The sequence below is a fragment of the Aliidiomarina maris genome (assembly GCF_003987335.1).
Classification (GTDB): domain Bacteria; phylum Pseudomonadota; class Gammaproteobacteria; order Enterobacterales; family Alteromonadaceae; genus Aliidiomarina; species Aliidiomarina maris.
In genome coordinates this window covers 177,790-193,088 of sequence record NZ_PIPK01000001.1, presented here as the reverse complement: position 1 = coordinate 193,088, position 15,299 = coordinate 177,790, and the positions used below count along the sequence as shown (strand labels likewise).

Annotated in this window: 11 protein-coding genes; 9 read left to right on the top strand and 2 right to left on the bottom strand. The window is 50.3% G+C overall.

The features are described 5' to 3' along the window. Window positions 1-40: 40 nt before the first annotated feature. The 3 genes from CWE07_RS00860 to CWE07_RS00850 all read left to right on the top strand — a co-directional run bounded on the left by CWE07_RS00860 (window position 41) and on the right by CWE07_RS00850 (window position 3,030). Window positions 41-1,351, top strand: a complete 1,311-nt coding sequence (locus tag CWE07_RS00860) for an NAD(P)/FAD-dependent oxidoreductase (protein WP_111568046.1) — start codon at window positions 41-43, stop codon at window positions 1,349-1,351. A 105-nt stretch (window positions 1,352-1,456) separates the two neighbouring features. Then, entirely contained in the window at window positions 1,457-2,158 is a 702-nt protein-coding gene (locus CWE07_RS00855) for a histidine phosphatase family protein (RefSeq protein WP_111568045.1), read from the top strand. A 146-nt stretch (window positions 2,159-2,304) separates the two neighbouring features. Then, window positions 2,305-3,030, top strand: a complete 726-nt coding sequence (locus tag CWE07_RS00850) for a glycosyltransferase family 25 protein (RefSeq protein ID WP_111568044.1) — start codon at window positions 2,305-2,307, stop codon at window positions 3,028-3,030. A 35-nt stretch (window positions 3,031-3,065) separates the two neighbouring features. Here the strand turns inward: CWE07_RS00850 and tesB are convergent, their stop codons facing one another. After that, window positions 3,066-3,926 carry an acyl-CoA thioesterase II gene (gene tesB, locus CWE07_RS00845; protein ID WP_111568043.1) on the bottom strand — a complete coding sequence of 287 codons (861 nt, stop codon included), beginning with the start codon at window positions 3,924-3,926 and terminating at the stop codon, window positions 3,066-3,068. A 236-nt stretch (window positions 3,927-4,162) separates the two neighbouring features. Here tesB and acnA point away from each other — a divergent pair, with 236 nt between their 5' ends. The 6 genes from acnA (at window position 4,163) to CWE07_RS00815 (ending at window position 13,922) form a co-directional block, all read left to right on the top strand. Further along, a complete protein-coding gene (gene acnA, locus CWE07_RS00840; RefSeq protein ID WP_111568042.1) occupies window positions 4,163-6,838 on the top strand; it encodes an aconitate hydratase AcnA in 2,676 nt (891 codons plus the stop codon). Window positions 6,839-6,965: 127 nt separating this feature from the next. Next, window positions 6,966-7,541, top strand: a complete 576-nt coding sequence (locus tag CWE07_RS00835; protein WP_126818950.1) for a hypothetical protein — start codon at window positions 6,966-6,968, stop codon at window positions 7,539-7,541. 9 nt (window positions 7,542-7,550) lie between these two features. Then, on the top strand, window positions 7,551-8,966 hold the full coding sequence (locus CWE07_RS00830) for a sodium:solute symporter family transporter (protein ID WP_111568039.1): 1,416 nt from the start codon (window positions 7,551-7,553) through the stop codon (window positions 8,964-8,966). A gap of 160 nt (window positions 8,967-9,126) precedes the next feature. After that, window positions 9,127-10,194 (top strand): aspartate/ornithine carbamoyltransferase family protein, encoded by a 1,068-nt coding sequence (locus CWE07_RS00825; protein WP_111568038.1) that lies wholly within the window; start codon window positions 9,127-9,129, stop codon window positions 10,192-10,194. A gap of 20 nt (window positions 10,195-10,214) precedes the next feature. Continuing rightward, on the top strand, window positions 10,215-12,230 hold the full coding sequence (gene asnB, locus CWE07_RS00820; protein ID WP_111568037.1) for an asparagine synthase (glutamine-hydrolyzing): 2,016 nt from the start codon (window positions 10,215-10,217) through the stop codon (window positions 12,228-12,230). Window positions 12,231-12,542: 312 nt separating this feature from the next. Then, the gene (locus CWE07_RS00815) at window positions 12,543-13,922 is read left to right on the top strand and encodes a hypothetical protein (protein WP_111568036.1); all 1,380 of its coding nucleotides are present in this window, start codon (window positions 12,543-12,545) and stop codon (window positions 13,920-13,922) included. An 80-nt stretch (window positions 13,923-14,002) separates the two neighbouring features. Here the strand turns inward: CWE07_RS00815 and CWE07_RS00810 are convergent, their stop codons facing one another. Continuing rightward, complete coding sequence (locus CWE07_RS00810) at window positions 14,003-15,295, bottom strand: CsiV family protein (RefSeq protein ID WP_126818949.1); 1,293 nt, start codon at window positions 15,293-15,295, stop codon at window positions 14,003-14,005. Between the last annotated feature and the right edge of the window lie 4 nt (window positions 15,296-15,299).

Genomic DNA, 15,299 nt, shown 5'->3' with positions numbered 1-15,299 from the left:
GCCATATTTCTAATTTGGAAAGGGCAATCATGGAGGTGCTATGTCGCAACACAACTCCCCGCATATCGTCGTGGTCGGCGGTGGTGCAGGCGGGCTCGAATTAGTTACACGACTTGGTCGCATGTTAGGTAAATCGGGTAAGGCACGTATTACCCTGATTGATCGCAGCGCCACACATGTTTGGAAACCGCTCTATCACGAACTGGCCACCGGTGTACTGAACTCAAACTTAGACGAAGTATCTTTTCAGGGGCATGCGAAAAATCACCATTATCGTTTCGTGCGCGGCAATATGGACCGCCTTGATCGTGAGCAGCAAGTTGTTCATTTAGCGCCGTTGAAAAATGATGAGGGCAAAGAGGTGTTGCCTGCACGCTCAGTTAATTACGACTACCTGGTCATGGCATTGGGCAGTGTTGCCAACGATTTTGGCATCGACGGGGTGGGTGAACATTGCTATTTCATTGATACTGCCGAGCAAGCAGAACACTTCCGCCAAGCCATGTTAGACACCTTTTTACAAATTAATGATGCGAGTAGTCAGCAGCAACGTGAATTGGCCATCAATATTGTCGGTGGTGGTGCCACAGGCGTTGAATTAGCTGCAGAACTGACGCGGGCGTCGGACATGCTACACAACTATGGTTACACCGATTTAGAGCATAGCCGGTTAAAAATTCGCTTAATTGAAATGGCAGAGCGAATCTTACCGCCGTTAAGCGAAAAAGTGAGCCGCACGGTGCACAAGGAATTAAAAGAACTGGATGTGACCGTACTTACCCAAACTTCGGTGGCGAAGGCCCAAGAGAACGGGCTAACCACCAAAGATGGTGACTTTTTAGAGGCTGACTTGAACGTGTGGGCAGCCGGTATCAAAGCGCCAGACTTTTTGACTACGCTGGGCTTAAGCACGCATGCAAAGAGTCAGGCAATATGCGTCGCCCAAACCATGCAATCAATTGACGATGAGCGTATCTTTGCCCTTGGCGATTGCGCTGCATGCCCACAGGGCGAAGATAAAGCAGTGCCTCCGCGCGCCCAAGCAGCACACCAACAAGCTAAGCAAATGGCGCAGAACTTTAAACGTTTGCTGGAAGGTAAATCGTTGCAAAACTTTGTGTTTAAAGACCGTGGGTCATTAGTGTCGTTAGCCGATTATGATGCGGTGGGTAAGTTAATGGGTGGCCTCGCCCGGCGCGGTGTTTTCATGGAAGGCATTATGGCGCGATTAGCCTATGCATCGCTGTACCGTATGCACCAAATGACTATTCATGGTTTCACGCGCACAGTGCTGACCATGATAGCTGACAGCTTTAACTACTACTTAAAGCCGCGGATGAAATTACACTAAGGTAAGTTAACAATAATCTTACATTGCAGAAGCACTGGCAAAGGTTCACCTGTTGTCAAAAAGCATGCATAATGTCTTTACAAAGTGCTTTTGAGGTTGTCGATTATGCAGGTAAAACAGTTTGTTAGTGCTCTTGTGTTACTCGGGTTTGCGCACTTAGCGTTAGCCCAAGAACATCAGGAAGATCAGGGCCAAGTAGAACCGAGCGAGTCGAGCAGGGTTGATGTTGAAGCGCAAGTGCGCGCTGAGGAAGTACCTAGCGTAGCAGTACCTACGGTCATCGTGCCGAGGGCCATGCAAGCTGAAACCGTCGTTGTGGCGCCTGAGCCGGATGGCATCACAGGCACGCGTGAGTTTGTTGTGTATGTGGTGCGTCATGCGGAGCGAGAGGAAGACCATGTTGATCCTGGCCTCACCGCAGATGGTTACCGACGCGCCGATGGTTTAGCCCAAATGCTGAGCAATGCGAATATCGAGCGTATCTATTCGACCCAGTATCGACGCAGTGTCGGCACTGTATTACCGCTAGCTCGGGTAAACGCCACGGCAGTCGAGTTTTATTCTGCTGGTGAGCCGCAATCTATGCTGGATAAAGTCATTGAGCGTGGTCAAAACACGGTAATAGTCGGCCATAGCAATACGGTAGCGGGTATTGTGCAAGCACTTGGCGGTGAAGCCGACGAGCTCAGTGAGGAGCGTTACGGGGATGTGTTTCAGTTATTCATTCACGCCGACGCGGACTCGAACACTGTCAATCAGGTGCATTTAATGGCGCCTTTAATCATGCAAGAACGCAGAGGGCGTTAATCGGCTGAGGGTGGCGTAAATCTTATGTAAACCATGCTGACGCTCGGCTTTTGGAAGCGCACACTAGGCAATGCTGTATACACAGCGTTGCCTTTTTTTCCGAATTTTTTGTGTCAATCACCAAACCCTGAAGTGAATGTGAATCAATGCGCTACCAAATTTATGTCCTAAACCGAGCCGACGAGAAAACCCGATTGGAACATTTCCGCATTCAAGCGGGCCGCCTTCGCCAATCATTTGTGCGCGTCGAAGCCATTCACATGAATCAGTTGCAAACTAGTCGTGAGCTAAGTCACTACGACGAGGCTAATAACCAGCAGCAGTACTACCGCAGCTTAACCGTGGCCGAAATTGCGACCTATGTTTCCCATCGGCGCGCTTGGCAACGGATGCTGGACGACGACATTGATTTCGCCATTGTGCTTGAAGACGACGTGCTGTTAGCCAACAGTTTTGCGTATTTAGCCCGAACCATTGCGCAACTCGAAGAAAACTGGCATGTACTTAAATTGGCTGAACCCTACGCACGTGTGAAGAGTAAAGGTGTCGAACGCTGCGGCGCTGCGACCTTAGTGCGTTACCCACATATTCCACTCGGCACTTGCGCGTATGTGATTAGCCGCGAGGGCGCCGAGCGCATGCTGGAGTGGAGCGAGCAATTTTACCGTCCGTTGGACGTCGACTTTCAGTGGGCTTGGCAGCCAGGTTTGAAGGTACGGGGTATACGCCCATACCCAGTGCAACTGAGTCACCGCTTAGGGCGCACTGAAAAACCAGTGGCACTCATGCGTAAACACCCAACACGGCGTTTTGTCGCATTTAAAGAGGCCCTGAAGTACCGTTGGCAGCGCCGGTTACAGCAGGGCTCTTAATATAGGTTCGCGCCAGCCCAAGCTGGCGCTTTGGTTTAACCGCGTTGGCGAATTAAGCCTTCCTGAATGGTCGACGCAACCAGCTGTCCGTCACGATTAAATACCTGACCTCGCACTAGCCCACGCGCATTCGATGCACTTGGGCTATCAATCGCGTAAAGCAACCAGTCATCCATGCGAAAATCCCGATGAAACCACATCGCGTGGTCAATCGTTGCCATCTGCAGTTTGGGGGAGGCAAAACTGAGGCCGTGTGGTTGTAGCGCGGTCGGTAAGAAATTGAAATCCGACGCGTACGCCAGCAAATACTTATGCACTCGTAAGTCGTCCGGCATGGCGCCATTGGCCTTTAACCAGACATAACGCTGAGGCTCAGTTTGTTGCGGGTTAAACGGGTTGTACTCGGTCACGAAGCGCATCAAAATCGGCTTATCGCTGGTGAACTTATTGCGCAATGGCGCAGGTATCAGCTCAGCATGCTGACGATGCACATCTAAATCAGAGATCAAACCTTCGGGGCCCGGCACATCTGGCATTTGCGCCTGGTGATCAAGCCCTTGCTCACCCACTTGGAACGACGCAGTCATATAAAAAATTGGCTTACCATGCTGGATAGCTTGGACGCGACGAGTGGAAAAGCTTTTGCCATCGCGGATGTTTTCAACGTCATACACAATAGGTTTATGGGCATCACCAGGGCGCAAAAAATAGCTGTGCAAAGAATGCACCTGGCGATCTTCATCAATAGTTTTCTTGGCAGCACACAGGGCCTGACCCATGACTTGGCCGCCAAACAACGCAGCGAAGCCTAAATCTTGGCTTTGACCGCGATATAGACCTTCCTCAATGGTTTCTAAATCAAGCAAGTTTAATAAGTCTTGTAACACTTGGCTCATGATTAATTCCTTGGCTTTCCTTTCAGATGGACGAAGTTTATCAGATACTGGCGTTGTTGTGCGCAGCTAAGCAATCAAATGTATGCTGACTATGCACTCAAATTATTGTTTTAGTGTTGAGAAACCCAAGATATTTTCTATAGTTAAATGATTAAGCCAAAACTTGAAAGCTGAATTTACGCGTCAAACTTGAATCCAAATCAGCGCATTCAGGCAACCATGATCAGGAGAAAAATATGGCAAGCCACGACAGTCTTAAAACGCTTAGCACTTTAGAGGCAGGGGGCAAAACGTATCACTATTACAGCTTGCCCAAAGCGGCAAAGTCACTGGGCAATATTGATAAGCTACCCGTGTCATTAAAAGTACTATTGGAAAACCTGTTGCGCTTTGAAGATGGTGACACAGTTGGTGAAGACGACATCAAGGCCATGGTTGCGTGGCTTGATGAACGTAAATCAACTCGCGAAATTGCGTATCGCCCAGCGCGCGTGCTGATGCAGGACTTCACCGGGGTGCCTGCGGTGGTCGACCTCGCAGCGATGCGAGATGCGGTGGCAAAAGCAGGCTTACAGCCTGACAAAATTAATCCTTTGTCTGCCGTGGATTTGGTCATTGACCATTCGGTGATGGTTGACAAGTTCGGCTCACCGGAAGCGTTCGAGAAGAATGTAGCGATAGAAATGGAGCGCAACAAAGAGCGCTATGAATTTTTACGCTGGGGCCAAAAAGCCTTTGATAATTTCCGCGTCGTGCCGCCAGGCACCGGCATCTGCCATCAGGTCAACCTTGAATACCTCGCCAAAGCGGTGTGGACCAAAGAGCAAGATGGCAAGAACTTTGCGTTTCCAGACACCTTAGTGGGTACTGATTCGCACACCACCATGATTAACGGTTTGGGTGTTTTAGGTTGGGGTGTTGGCGGTATTGAGGCAGAAGCGGCGATGCTTGGTCAACCTGTGTCGATGCTTATTCCAGAAGTTGTAGGATTCCGCTTAAGCGGTAAGTTGCGCGAGGGCGTCACTGCGACTGACTTAGTGCTCACTGTCACTCAAATGCTGCGTGCTAAGGGCGTAGTGGGTAAATTTGTCGAATTTTACGGCCCAGGCTTGAACGGTTTGCCATTGGCTGACCGTGCCACAATTGCCAACATGGCACCTGAATATGGTGCCACTTGTGGTTTCTTCCCTGTGGACGAAGAAACGTTAACCTATATGCGCTTAACTGGTCGCGATGAAGACGTGATTGAATTAGCGCGCGAATACTCTAAAGCACAAGGCACCTGGCGTGATGACAGCGTTGAGCCAGTGTTTACCGATACCTTAGAGCTCGATATGGGCGACGTGGAACCTTCATTAGCTGGGCCTAAGCGGCCGCAAGACCGGGTGTCTTTAAGTGGCTTGAATGACGCGTTTGAGTTGCTGATGGAATCCTCCGGGGTCGATAAAACCGCAGATCCTAAAGTGGCTATCAAGGGCAGCGATGCGACCCTGACCCATGGTGACGTGGTGATTGCAGCGATTACATCCTGTACCAATACATCGAATCCAAGTGTGATGATGGCCGCTGGTTTGGTGGCAAAGAAAGCGTTAGCGAAAGGGCTACAACGTAAACCTTGGGTGAAAACTTCATTGGCGCCTGGCTCAAAGGTCGTGACTGATTATTTAGCCAAAGCTGGACTGGATGATTACTTGAATCAGTTAGGGTTTGATTTGGTCGGTTATGGCTGTACCACCTGTATCGGTAACTCGGGTCCTCTGCCAGATGAAATTAGCGAAGCGGTAGACGAGGGCGACTTAATTGTGTCGTCGGTGCTGTCTGGTAACCGTAACTTTGAAGGCCGTATTCACCCGCAAGTGAAAGCCAATTGGCTTGCGTCACCGCCCTTAGTGGTTGCGTACGCATTGGCAGGCACCACGCGCATCGACTTAAGCAAAGACCCGATTGGCGAAGATAACAATGGTGAACCTGTATATCTGAAAGATATTTGGCCGAGTGAGGCTGAAATTAAACAGCAGGTCGAACTAGTCGTCAGTGATATGTTCCGTAAAGAGTATGGCGACACTTTGTTTGCTGGCGATGAGCATTGGCAGAGCTTGAATATTCCTGAGAGCTTAACCTATGAATGGAAAGACGAGTCGACGTATGTGGCGAACCCGCCATTCTTCACAGGGATTGATAAGCCACTAGCGCCGCTGGAAGATGTTCAGGGTGCGCGCGTGCTGGCCGTGTTTGGTGATTCCATTACCACCGACCATATTTCACCCGCAGGTGCGATCAAGCCAAGTGCACCCGCTGGAGAGTACTTGCAACAGCAGGGCGTCGAAGTGAAAGATTTCAACTCCTATGGCTCGCGCCGTGGTAACCATGAAGTGATGATGCGCGGCACTTTCGCGAACATTCGCATCAAGAACCTGATGGTTGAGGGTTCAGAGGGTGGGGTTACCCGCTTTATGCCCGATGGGGATGAGATGTCAATTTACGATGCAGCGATGAAGTATCAGCAACAAGATACACCGCTGGTGGTGTTGGCAGGTAAAGAGTACGGTACAGGCTCAAGCCGCGATTGGGCAGCTAAGGGGACGCGCTTATTGGGTGTCAAAGCTGTGATTGCACAAAGCTTTGAGCGTATTCACCGCTCTAACTTAGTCGGCATGGGCGTGTTGCCGTTGCAATTCACCGGCGACGACAGCCACGAAAGTTTAGGCTTAAACGGTGAGGAAGTGTTTAGTTTGAGTGGCATTAGCGACTCGATTAAACCCGGCCAAACTATCAAAGCCACGGCTAAACGCACCGACGGCAGCGAAGTCAGTTTTGATCTGCTGTGTCGTATAGATACGGCGAACGAAGTGGAATATTACAAAAGCGGCGGTATTTTGCATTACGTACTGCGTCAGCTTATTGCTGCGTAAGGTAGCTTGGGCAACAGGGCGGCGACTGGCCGCCCTGTTGCGTTGTTGCCGACCAATTGTTAGCCTGAACCATGAATTCTGAGTGGTGTAAGGCCGCAACCATCCATTTAACTGAAGGCGCATTGTGATGCTGAAACATGTCAGAAGGTTGATTCAGCGCCCATGCCTGCATCCGACGTCGGCTCGGTACTGCCTATTCGCTTGGCTACTTTCGCTCTTCACATTATTGCCTTTATCTGCCGCTGCCTCTGTGTCTACCGGCGCATTTAACTACTCTGCAACCGTCAGTGTCGCACTGAGCGCGCCTGAGCGTGTGCGAGAGGGTAACTTCCAGCTTAGCGTCGAGCAACGCAGTGAAGGAACAGATGCTGGCAACCATGAGCCTAAGTCGTGGGTGATAGAGCAAAGCAACCGTGCTGATTTCGAATCTGTGGTAGCCAGTTACGCCCCCGTAGGTTCATTTCAGCAGCTATCGTTAAGTGGTTTTGACGATGGTGACTATTTTTTCCGTGCTCGATTACGCGCTGCAGAGCCAGCCGCAAATAGCACCGAACAGACGTTCAGCAATGTGGTGAAAGTGGAAGTTCGTCATTATCCACTGTGGCAAGCTTTGAGTGTGTTTTCGGTAGGCGCAGCACTATTTTTTATTCTGTGCCTCACGCTTTGGCGGCTGCAGCGCCAAGCTAAATTGGCTACCCAGTAAAGGTGTCACATGGATGAGTTTGCTCTAAGCACCTCTACAGGTTTTATCATTATTGCGCTATTTGGGCTCGCCTGGATAGGCTTTGGTTATTACCTCGGACGCAGCAATCGCAGTCACGAAGATTTCGCTTTGGCGGGGCGCAATGTCGGTTTTGCCTTCGCATCGGCAACGGCAATGGCGACTTGGGTCACCAGTAATACCACCTTGGTCGCACCTGAATTAACCTATCAGTTTGGGATTTGGGGCATGGTGGGGTATTCCTTTGCGGCCCTTGGTTTGTTCATGTTCGCCCCGCTGGCTGCCCGTATTCGTAAGCTACTGACTCATGGTTACACCAGCGGCGACTTTATTCGTTTGCGGTTTGGCTTTTGGGCATGGCTCATATTTATGCTCATTTCCGGGGTCTATGCGTTAGGTTGGTTAGTCAGCTTAGGCATGGCCGGTGGTATCTTGCTGCAAGCACTCAGTGGCCTGGACTATGCAATTGGCATGTCGGCAATTTTATTTATTTGTGTGCTCTATACCTTGTTTGGCGGCTTGCGTGCGGTGATAGCAACCGACTTTATTCAGGCCATCATTATCATTACCGGTGTGGTTGTAGTCGCGGTGTTGATTCTCAACAATGTCGGTGTCGAGACCATACATACCAACTTAAGCGAACAACATCCGCGATTACTCGACTTGTTATTCCCAGCGGCGGTGATGTTCTTGTTCAATAACCTGTTTTTTGGCTTGGGCGAAATATTCCATTCCAATGTGTGGTGGTCGCGGGCATTAGCATTTAAACCGAACGTTGCGTCACGGGCATTTATCACGGGCGGCCTATTGTGGTTACCTATCCCAATTGTCACTGGTTTCGCGGCCTTAGCGGCGCCGCAGTTAGGTATTTTTCCGGCCAGCCCTGATATGGTTGGGCCAACTGTGGCGGCGGCTGTGCTTGGTAGCGCTGGCGCCGTGATTGTGTTTATCGTGGTGTTTTCTGCACTAGCATCAAGCTTAGACTCACTGTTAGCCGCAAGCTCTGATCTGGTGACGCGTGATATTTACCAGCAACACATCAATCCAAAAGCCAACGACGCGCGACTGTTTAAAGTGAATCGCTTAACTATTGCGGGTCTTGGCTTGATGACATGGCTGATTTGTCTGCTGCAACTTACCACTTTAGCGGCGTTACTTAACTTCACGGGTGCCTTTGTCGCTAGCACCATCTTTCCTATTGTCGTGGGTTTATACCACCCTAAATTGTCAGGGCGGTATGCCGCGATTGCCATGTTGGTAGGTACCTGCGCCGGGTTATTGAGTTACTTTTTGATTGGCTTTTATGTCGCGGCACTGAGTGCATGTTTGGTGTCGGCGGTGATTACCGGTATTGGCGTTTGGCGTTCACGCACTGAATTTGATTGGCGTCAATTGCAGCAGTCGTGAACTGCACGCAGCAGCAAGAAACTTAGGGGGTAGCATGATCAGTGTCACAGCCTTACAGATAATGATTTGGTGCGCAGTGGTTGCGGGCGCTTTAGTGCCTCTGGTCTTGCTAGCACTATTTATTATGGATTTTAAAAAGAAAACTATTTGGTGACATTATATGAATATGAGCGATGCGTCGTTTGACCGTAAAAGGCCGGATGTGTATGGAGATGCGCACCCAAAGGCGCTACTGCGCAGTGTGCAAGAGGACGGTGATTACCTTTTGAAGTTGTCGCGTCAGCATATTGTGTCGTCGGATCAATTTTGTCGCGACACATTAAAGCAGCTGTTTCGCTTGGCGGCCAAGTATGAAGCGAACCCGACTCGGTTTCGTACGCCGCTACAAGGCAAAATTTTAATCAGCGCTTTTTACGAGCCCAGCACCCGCACGCGATTGTCCTTTGAAAGTGCCTGGCATCGTTTAGGCGGTGACATCATGTCAATTACTGACCGCTCAACTACGGGGATTGCCAAGGGCGAATGCTTGGAAGACGTTGCTGAGATGTTCAACAACTATGGCGACTGCGTGGTGTTGCGTGACAACCACAGTGAATCACTTAGCCTGATGATGGACACTTTGCGGATTCCTATTGTGAACGCTGGTAACGGCTCAGACGAGCATCCCACTCAAGCGATGGCGGATTTGTACGCTATCTTTAAATGGCGCCCTGAACTATTGCAAGACGATCTTGCCCCTGAGAAGCGCATTCGGCTCGGTATTATTGGTTTGCCATCGCGTATGCGCACAGTACGTAGCTTATTAAAAAGTCTGGCGGTATTTCACCGCGCGGTGTCCGAGGTGGTGGTGATCCATGACGGGTCTGAGCAAAACTTGTTTGCGCCAGGGCAGTTGGAAGAGCTGACGAAAGCTGGGTTACATGTGACCACCAGCACCGAGCTTGACCAAGAATTGCCTACGCTGGACGTGACCTATATCAATGCGATTGCGTGGGAAGGTGAGAGTTTTGAAACCTATGGCAAGCGTTTTATTTTGAATGCGCAGTCGCCGTTAAAACAAGACGGAATTATTTTGCACCCATTGGCGCGTGGCGAAGAGCTCGCCAAGGATTTAGATAATACCCCGCATAATTGGTATTTCAGCCAAGCGCGCGGCGCGGTATTTGTACGCATGGCGTTGCTGACCTGTATGGTTGAGCGCGCTGAACGAGTGATTGATGTGGTATAAAACCTAAGGAAGTAAGCACCATGTGTGGAATTGCAGGCGTTTTTTATCAACACCCGAAACATATGACAGACCCGCAAACTTTGGTCAATATGGCAGCGATTATGCACCATCGTGGGCCGGACGGCTTTGGTTATGCCACGATGCCCGAGCGCGGGGTTGGCTTTGCCCACGCGCGGCTATCGATTATTGATTTAGTCGGCGACCGCGCGCGTCAGCCCTTTGTGACCGAAGATCAGCGCTTAATGGTGGCGCATAATGGTGAGTTTTATGACTTTAAACGCTTACGCGCAGAACTCACTGCCGATGGCGCCCAGTTCAAAACCAAAAGCGATTCAGAAATTATTTTGCATTTATACCCACGTTTTGGGGTGCAAGGTATGTTGCCTTACTTGCGCGGTGAATTTGCGTTCTCCCTTTATGATCAGGCCGAAGACACGCTGTATTTAGTGCGTGATCGCTTCGGGGTGAAACCACTGTATTACACGGAAACCGATAAAGGCATTGTGTTTGGTTCTGAGCTGAAGACGTTGTTTGCACACCCTGATGTGCCACGCGCATTTTCCGACACCGGCTTATATCACCAACTGATTCAAACTATGGTGCCCGGCACCACCGCCTTCGAGGGCATTCGTCAAGTGATGCCGGGGCATGTGGTCAGTATCAAGCGTGTGAACGGTCGTTTGCACACCGAAGAAACAAAATACTGGGATATGGACTTTCCCCTTGAACATCAGCATGACCAAGACGATAAGCGAGCAGACGAATATATCGCTGGCGTGCGTAAGCACTTATTAGAGGCGGTGCAGCATCGCTTAACGGCCGACGTGCCAGTGGGCTGCTACTTGTCTGGTGGTATCGATTCGTGCTCGATTCTAGGCTTGTCTGCGGCGGCTAGTCAGGAGCCGGTGAAAGCATTTACCATCGGCTTTGATTCGGCGGCGTATGATGAAACTCCGATTGCCCGGGAAATGGCGGCGGCAACTCAAGCTGACCACCATGTGATGAGTTTGAACTCCAATGATCTGTACGACCACTTTGAGCAAACCTTGTGGCATACCGAACGCACCATTTATAACACACTGGGTGTTGCCAAGTATTTGATGAGCCAGCAAGTTCGCGACGTCGGTTATAAGGTAGTGATGACAGGCGAGGGTGCGGACGAGTTATTTGCGGGGTATCCGTCGTTTAGAAAAGACTTGTTTATGTATGGCCTTGACCACTTGCCAGCCCAAGAGCGGGCTGAATGGCAAAGTATGTTAGAGCAGAATAACAAGTTGTTTAAAGGCGCGATGCTGGCGCGGGAAGAGTATGTCAGTGATGCTTTTGTGGCGAAAATGGGTTTCACCCCTAGCTGTTTGCAGCCTTGGCTGTCCTGTACTGGGTTTGCGGATAAATTGTTAGCGCCTTCACGTCGCGCCAGAATGGAAGGCTATGACGCCGGCCAAGCAATTGCGGACACCTTAGACGCCGACATGCTGGCAGACCGTCATCCGCTGGATAAAGCCCAGTATGTATGGACCAAAACCATGCTTGAAGGGCAAATTCTAACCTGGGGCGGCGATCGGGTGGACATGGCAAACTCGATGGAAGCACGGCCAGCGTTCCTTGATCATAAGCTAGCAGAGTATGCGTTCAAAATTCCGCCGCATTTACGTATTCGTAAGAACAAGGAAAAGTGGGTACTGCGCGAAGCCATGAAAGGTTTGTTGCCTGAAACCTTATACAAGCGTGAGAAATTTGCATTTATGGCACCGCCTGCGCACACCGACCCCAAGAAATGGCAAGCGATGCGCGATTTGGCACAAAAATACTTGAACAAAGAAGCGGTCGAAGAGGCGGGGCTGCTGGATTACACTGAGGTTCAGGCATTATTTGCCTTACACGAGGCGGATGATGCATCGGCTGAGTTGCAAGTTCAGTTAGATGCGGTGATTAACCATATGTTGGGGGTGCAAGTCTTGCACCATCATTTTGTGAAGACCGATGTGCCAGCTCAAGCCGCCGCAAAAGCCAAAGCCCTAGGCTGGTCTGCGTAAATCTAGTTAAGTCGTTGTACGCGGGTAATGGACGTGGTGCGCCCATTACCTGCGCCTTGTTTAGTTCCTACCTATTGGGGTGAATGCCCCGTCATAATTTTCTGCCTGCGTTGAGTCAACAGACTGAATCGGTGAACAAGGGTTTTCATTGCTTGTGTTATGGTATAACATTACTATTGTGATGTTATATTGTAACCAACATTGCCAAGTTGCCGCCCCTGATTTGCGCGTTCGCAACACGACGAATTACAGCCTATTTCAATAGGCGACACTATCTGATTGAAAACTAAAAGTAACCAGAGAGTCTTAACGATGACTAAGTTTAAGTTTGCCAGTTTGGCGCTAGCGATAACCTCAGTATTAGCTTTAAGTGCATGTGACACCAGCATCGATGTCGATCCGGACCATGGTCACGATCATGGTCATGACCACGACCACGACCACGATCATGATCACGGCCATGACCACGATCACGACCACGGTAGCGCGACGGGTCGCCTCGTTATCTTGAATGGCGCGGGTGACACTGCGGTCGTTTATGACCTGGAAGAAAGTAGCAGCCTGGATAGTTTCGACTTAGGCTTCACCAGCGCAGTTTACGCGAGCCCAGGCCAGCGTTACGCACTGTTGGTGCAACGCGACCAAGGCGCTGTACGTTTTCTTGATAGTGGCTTTGAGACAGAAGCCCATGGTGACCACAGCCATTTTCACACCAACGCGCCAGAACTGTTGAGCTTCAGCTTATCTGGTGAACGTCCTACTCACTACGACTACTACTTAAACCGCGGTGCCGTATTCTATGATGGCAGCAGTGGTATCGCCTCAAGCATCGATGTCATTTCTGACCATAGCATCAGTGAAGAGCGCGTAGTAGCTAGCTTAGAGCTTGCTATCAATATGCACGGTGCAGCAGAAGTTCGTGGTGATCACTTATTTACCACCTTCCGTGAAGCATCAAGTGAAGGCACGCTGCCTGAGTTTGTGGAAGTGTACAGCCGTCATGACGATCATTATGACTTTGTACAGCGCTTCGAAACGCCATGCCCAGGCCTACACGGCAGCGCCATTAATGAGCACAGTGTGGCATTCGGTTGTACGGACGGCATCTTATTGATTACCGAAGATGAGCATGAACACAGCCACTCACACGACCATGACCATGCTGACTTTGAAGCGATTAAAGTCGCTAACTTTGACGGTTTAGCTGGCCGTGTTGGCTCAGTCTGGGCACATCAGGCACACAATATCTTTATTGGCCGAGCTGGTAACGATTTGGTACTGGTTGATGCGGATGCGGCAGAGCCTGCCATGGTAGCCCTTGATTGGCGCACAGAAGACAGTGACGCAGCCATTGTCAGTGTTGCATTTAACTATTCAGGTAATCGTTTTGCGATTTTAGATGACACCGGTCATTTGACTGTCGTGCGCTTGCGTCCGGACGCAGACCATGCAGACTACCCGTACGCAATTCAAAGCCATTTTGAAGTACTTGAGCATCTGCACGATGGCGGCGCGGCAATGACCGTTAGCGCGGTGAACCATCAAGCATATATTAGCGATGCTGAGCAGAACGCGATTGTGGTGGTTGACCTGCACGATGGTGAAGTGCTTGCTACCCATGAGCTTGACTTTGCACCGGGCGGTTTAATCTGGTTGGGCTTTACGGAAGAAGACACTGGCCACAGCCATTAATAGTGTAAACTAAAGCATGCTGTAAAATAAAAAACGCTTCGTTATGAAGCGTTTTTTTTGTTCTACATGCACGTGCTTAATTAACGACGTGAGGATAAATCGGTACGTCGAATTTGTACCACCACGCCAAAGTGAGGGTGGTCAAAGTAATGAGTTTCATGGCTGATTACCCGGCGCAACTGGCTGAAATAATACCCACGTAAAAAAGGCTCAACGGCAGATTCGTCGCGTAAAGCAGCTTCGGCTTGGGCTTCTAACGACGTAGCTTGCAGCGGTATCTCTACTTCTTCACGTAAATTGAACTCACCATCGATATGCAAGAAATTACCGACTAAGTAAATATGCATTAAGCCATCAAATTCCCACACGTCCTGGGGTATATTGGCCGGTGTTCGTTGGGGACGTTCCGGCAATGACATGGCTTGGGTGTCAGGACGAGAGAATGGCTCGGCCCCCGCGTCGATAGCTCGTAGTAACTGGTCAATGGACTCGAGCGGTCCTTGCTGTACGCCGACTTGAAGTCGATCTGTATTCGGCTCAAAATCATCCCAGGACGACTGTGAGGCGGGCTGTGGTTTAGCAAAGCCTAAGTAATCGTAATCTTGACTGAAATTCTGGCCGCCGAATAAACGTACTTTACGCCCTTGGTTACGATTCATTACTGGCTGGCGCCATGTGGTGTGCAACAGCATGGTCTTGCCACTTTGGTTTTGTAATCGGTTGCGTAAACTCGTTAGTTCAAAACTCTCGCTGCCGAGCAAAAATGGGCTTCGGGTGCGTAGCATGTCGCCACCTTCACCCTCAATAATGACATCCGCTACTTCACGAGGGCCGCGAGGCTGGGGCGCGTTGGGGTCACGGTACCAAGGGTTCACCAACCCAGTTTCACCTTCACCTTCACTAAAGCACAACGATTCGCCTTCTAAGCGCTGGCTTAGGTGTTCGCTTGTATTTTGGTTGTCTGCTGAAGTCATCCAGCTATCGCGTTCTGCTACCGGGCGGGTAAGCGGTATTTCAGGCAAACCGAAGTCGGAGAGATGCGGCGAAGCGGGTAAGCACGGCTGGGCTAAGCCAGCTAGGCTAGACGGTAAATTCCGCGCAAGTTGCTGCGAGCGTAGCGGGGTGAGTAAATCGTCCTGACGGGTGAGTGCAATAGGGCGCAATGGCAACGCAAAGGCTTCTTCGTCACTATGAAATTGAGGTGTCTGTTTGAACACCAAAACTTCGACTTCAAACCAGCGCAAGTCAGCTCCGACACGATCATTCGCAGTGACTGGTGCTACTGCGACACTGGCCAGTAATGCCGCTGCTATCGCGCTAAAACCGCGCGTCTTTTGTCGTGTTGGTTTCATCGTTGATGTGTGTAGTTGCAATGTT

Bases quoted from the DNA above. Each gene is read 5' to 3' on its own strand.
- CWE07_RS00835 (WP_126818950.1), top strand. From the start codon at position 6,966: ATGCTGAAACATGTCAGAAGGTTGATTCAGCGCCCATGCCTGCATCCG.
- tesB (WP_111568043.1), bottom strand. From the start codon at position 3,926: ATGAGCCAAGTGTTACAAGACTTATTAAACTTGCTTGATTTAGAAACC.
- CWE07_RS00815 (WP_111568036.1), top strand. From the start codon at position 12,543: ATGACTAAGTTTAAGTTTGCCAGTTTGGCGCTAGCGATAACCTCAGTA.
- CWE07_RS00825 (WP_111568038.1), top strand. From the start codon at position 9,127: ATGAATATGAGCGATGCGTCGTTTGACCGTAAAAGGCCGGATGTGTAT.
- CWE07_RS00850 (WP_111568044.1), top strand. From the start codon at position 2,305: ATGCGCTACCAAATTTATGTCCTAAACCGAGCCGACGAGAAAACCCGA.
- CWE07_RS00855 (WP_111568045.1), top strand. From the start codon at position 1,457: ATGCAGGTAAAACAGTTTGTTAGTGCTCTTGTGTTACTCGGGTTTGCG.
- acnA (WP_111568042.1), top strand. From the start codon at position 4,163: ATGGCAAGCCACGACAGTCTTAAAACGCTTAGCACTTTAGAGGCAGGG.
- asnB (WP_111568037.1), top strand. From the start codon at position 10,215: ATGTGTGGAATTGCAGGCGTTTTTTATCAACACCCGAAACATATGACA.
- CWE07_RS00830 (WP_111568039.1), top strand. From the start codon at position 7,551: ATGGATGAGTTTGCTCTAAGCACCTCTACAGGTTTTATCATTATTGCG.
- CWE07_RS00860 (WP_111568046.1), top strand. From the start codon at position 41: ATGTCGCAACACAACTCCCCGCATATCGTCGTGGTCGGCGGTGGTGCA.